The sequence below is a fragment of the Pleurocapsa sp. CCALA 161 genome, from assembly GCF_003003995.1.
Taxonomy (GTDB): Bacteria; Cyanobacteriota; Cyanobacteriia; order Cyanobacteriales; family Xenococcaceae; genus Waterburya.
Map to the genome: position 1 here is coordinate 1 of NZ_PVWF01000238.1, position 3,091 is coordinate 3,091.

A 3,091-nucleotide genomic window follows, 5' to 3' on the forward strand; every position below is an offset into this window, starting at 1 on the left:
GAAACAGAAACCTAAGTCGTGAGTCTTAGGAATCCCCCACTATATCGGTACTCCGATTAGTGGCGGGAGGATGTCAATCCCTGACTCGGCAACTGACCTACACGAATTTTTGGTCCTTGAAGATCTTGCAAGATCGTAATCGGGGTGTTTAACTCCTGGGACACACCTCGCAGCAGCGATACCATCTGGGCATGGTCTTCATAACTTCCATGGGAAAAGTTAAGCCGTGCCACATTCATGCCACGCTGTACCATTTGCAAGATCGTACTTCGCGAACTACTCGCAGGACCAATAGTAGCGACAATTTTAGTTTTAGAATGATTCATTCCTTTTAGTAGTTAGTTTGGTGTTTTTGCATAACCCAGGCGAAGTAGAATTTGAGGATGACCATTTTCAGGAAATAGAGCTTAAAAGCGCGATCGCAAGTGAGGGACTTGAATTGGTTGATTGAGGAAAGATGCCCAAACACCATCAACTCTAGCTCTCAAGAGTAAATGTGCTAGAGCTTCTCCTGTAGCTAGCCAACTATGATGTTGATCGCCATCGCTGCCGATCAACATCAAAACAGGAGTTCGGTTAGAGGTGCTGCTGCACCAACCACCAAAGGCGATCGCAATGTCTTACCTAGATATGTTGTGGATAAATCTACCATTTATTTTCCTCCTTAATCTGTCTTTAGATTAAGAAAATGTTTTGAGGAAGTTATGAGTAATAAAATTAGCCCCTGATTTTGGTACAGAGCATTGGTGACAAGTTAAGCAAAAAAGAAAAAAGTCAAGTACTACAGATAGTGCTTTATTGATTAAGTAACAGTATATGCAGAGCGAGATTAATTTAAAGGCGATCGCTCTTGAAGCCAGTGATATTGTCTTATTAGACGATTCTTTCGGTAGTATTATCAATGCGGTGATTTGGGGACGTTCTCTTTACGAAAACATCCAACGATTCATTCTTTTTCAGTTAACTATTAACGTTGCTGCTTTGGGCATAGTTTTCTTAGGGCCATTCATCGGCGTAGCGATACCTCTAACCATTATCCAAATGCTTTGGGTCAATTTAATCATGGACACCTTTGCTGCGCTGGCTTTAGCCACCGAATCACCAAACCCTGAAGTAATAACCAGAACTCCCCGTAATCCCGAAGCTTTTATTATTACGCCAGAAATGTTGCGTTATATTGCGCTCGCTGGGTTGAGTTTTCTGTTTATTCTGACAGGATTTCTCTTGTATCTCGATCGAAATGGAAGTATTAAACCTATAAACGATCGATGTTTAATGCTAAATGCTAAATGATGTGACAGTTACCAGCTTCAAATGAGCGCGATCGCTTCTAACCCTAGAGATTCTAACTTTCCGTTTGCAACATCTTGCTCTAACTATTTATCCCAACGCTGATAATCTAAGTCCAAAAACCACCTTCTCGGTTTCTCGAAGTCAAGAAGTGGAAGTGTGAGAATTACTGCTTCAATTTGTTCAAGAGTTGACATCCCTACTATTTGTTCAGTCAGAGAAACTCAATCAATATCCGCAGGACTCGATACTTAATATAAGATTTTTTTGTTGGTGCTGATAAATGGCGTAGTTTTTAAAACGCCGTTCAAAGCAATCGCATTTGAATTTGAACATGACTAACTTTTGTCAGTTAATCAGTTTGTCTAATGATAAGATCGCAATTACAATCCAAACGAACAAATCTATGCGATTATCACCTCAAGAAAAAGACAAATTATTGATTTTCACTGCTGCTCTAGTCGCCGAAAGACGTAAAGAAAAAGGCATCAAACTAAACTATCCTGAAGCAGTAGCGTATATTTCTGCTGCTATTTTAGAAGGTGCTAGAGAAGGAAGAGCGGTAGCTGAATTGATGAGCTACGGTCAGACTATCTTAAAATCTGATGAAGTAATGGAAGGAATACCAATAATGGTCGATCAAATACAAGTAGAAGCAACCTTCCCTGACGGCACCAAATTAGTGACGGTAGATAATCCTATTCAGTAAACATTCATCATTGAACATTGACAAATTAAAAAGCTAAAAGCTAAAAGCTACGAATAGTATTATTATTATTAACAAATTCAAGCATCAAATTCAAAACGACAATTATGATTCCAGGTGAAATTATTACCCAGCCAGGGGAAATTGAACTAAACGCAGGAAAAGAAACTATTACGATTGAGGTTAGTAATACAGGCGATCGCCCGATTCAGATTGGCTCTCATTACCACTTTTTTGAGGTAAATTCTGCACTACAGTTTGAGCGCGAATCTACTAAAGGAATGCGACTCGATATTCCCGCAGGTACAGCAGTAAGATTTGAACCAGGGGATGAAAAAACTGTAACTTTAGTAACGGTGGCAGGAAGTAAAGAAATATATGGTTTTAATGCCTTAGTTGAGGGCAAAGTCTAGCTGAATCAATGTTCCATGACAAACGACTGCGTCCTCGAAGGGAGATAAAATGTTAAATGAATAAATCTGTAGCAAGATTGGGTATTGGGGGACCAGTTGGTAGCGGTAAGACTGCGCTATTAGAATGTTTAGTCCCCATGTTGACGCAACAAGGAATTGAAGTGGCTGTTGTCACCAACGATCTTTTAACCACCGAAGACGCAGATCGTCTAAAGAGTAAAGGATTTTTGGCATCTGAAAGAATTATCGGTGTCGAAACTGGGAGTTGTCCCCATACGGCAATCCGCGAAGATCCGACGATGAATTTATTGGCAGTACAGGATTTAGAATTACTTTATCCTCAGTTGGATTTAATTTTTATTGAAAGCGGTGGCGATAATTTGGCTTCTACTTTTAGTTACGATCTAGTAGATGCTTATATTTTTGTGATCGATGTCGGTGCGGGGGATGATATTCCGCGTAAAAATGGTCCTGGTTTCGTTCAGGCCGACTTGGTAGTCATCAATAAAATTGATATCGCACCTTATGTAGGTGCAGACTTGGATTTGATTCGCCAGCAAGCACCACAACACCGCAGAGGGAAACCTATTATTTACACTAACTGTAAAACTGGAGAAGGTTTAGAGACAGTTAAAGATTTTATTTTAGCAACATTGTTATTTGAATCCGTAGAAGAGAATCG

General features: G+C 39.9%; 4 protein-coding genes and 3 pseudogenes. 4 read left to right on the forward strand and 3 right to left on the reverse strand.

The annotated features are described in order from the left end of the window. Window positions 1–86: 86 nt before the first annotated feature. Together C7B62_RS25145 and C7B62_RS25975 are read right to left on the reverse strand one after the other, a co-directional pair. Window positions 87–326, reverse strand: a pseudogene (locus tag C7B62_RS25145) (pyruvate kinase); the annotation flags it as partial. Between the two features lie 81 nt (window positions 327–407). After that, entirely contained in the window at window positions 408–560 is a 153-nt protein-coding gene (locus C7B62_RS25975; RefSeq protein ID WP_158260750.1) for a hypothetical protein, read from the reverse strand. 280 nt (window positions 561–840) lie between these two features. Here C7B62_RS25975 and C7B62_RS25150 point away from each other — a divergent pair. After that, window positions 841–1,251: pseudogene (locus tag C7B62_RS25150) on the forward strand (cation transporting ATPase C-terminal domain-containing protein); the annotation flags it as partial. Window positions 1,252–1,285: 34 nt separating this feature from the next. Here C7B62_RS25150 and C7B62_RS27315 read toward each other — a convergent pair. Then, window positions 1,286–1,487, reverse strand: a pseudogene (locus C7B62_RS27315) (hypothetical protein). A gap of 209 nt (window positions 1,488–1,696) precedes the next feature. On the opposite strand from C7B62_RS27315, the gene ureA reads away from it, so the two are divergent. The 3 genes from ureA to ureG form a co-directional block, all read left to right on the forward strand. Beyond that, window positions 1,697–1,999 carry an urease subunit gamma gene (gene ureA, locus C7B62_RS25160; protein WP_106244272.1) on the forward strand — a complete coding sequence of 101 codons (303 nt, stop codon included), beginning with the start codon at window positions 1,697–1,699 and terminating at the stop codon, window positions 1,997–1,999. A 104-nt stretch (window positions 2,000–2,103) separates the two neighbouring features. Next, a complete protein-coding gene (gene ureB / locus C7B62_RS25165) occupies window positions 2,104–2,409 on the forward strand; it encodes an urease subunit beta (RefSeq protein ID WP_106244267.1) in 306 nt (101 codons plus the stop codon). A gap of 56 nt (window positions 2,410–2,465) precedes the next feature. Then, window positions 2,466–3,091: urease accessory protein UreG (gene ureG / locus C7B62_RS25170; protein WP_106244270.1), on the forward strand; the 626-nt coding region annotated here is incomplete at its 3' end.